Genomic DNA, 390 nt, shown 5'->3' with positions numbered 1-390 from the left:
CATCGGGTCTGGTCGGTCGGTCGGATCAGGATCTCGTTGACGGCGACGTGTTCGGGCTGGGTGACTGCGTAGACGACTGCGGCGGCGATGTCCTCGGGCTGGAGGGTTCGCATCGACTCGGCCATGCTCTTGGCCGCCGCCTGGATGGCCGGGTCCGTGATGTGGCTGGTGAGCTCGGTCGCGACGAATCCAGGCTCGATGACGACGACGCGCACGCCCTGCGCGGTGACCTCCTGCCGCAGCGCCTCGGAGAAGGCGTTGATGCCGAACTTCGTAGCCGCGTACACGCTGCTCGTGGCCGATGCCGCCCGTCCCGATGTCGAGGAGACCTGCACCACCGAGCCCTTGGTCTCAAGCAGGTGCGGCAGAGCCGCGTGGACCATGTACATC

The 390-nt window shown here is 67.2% G+C and carries 1 protein-coding gene; it reads right to left on the bottom strand.

Translation table 11 applies throughout. The features are described from left to right. Positions 1-390 (bottom strand): SDR family NAD(P)-dependent oxidoreductase (locus tag AC1DUE_RS20605; protein ID WP_477041260.1); only part of this gene is annotated, 390 nt, incomplete at both ends.

It is taken from the genome of Cellulomonas sp. P4_A2 (assembly GCF_056402515.1).
The sequence above is the reverse complement of the archived record's forward strand: the minus strand, read 5'-3'. Positions and strand labels throughout refer to the sequence as shown.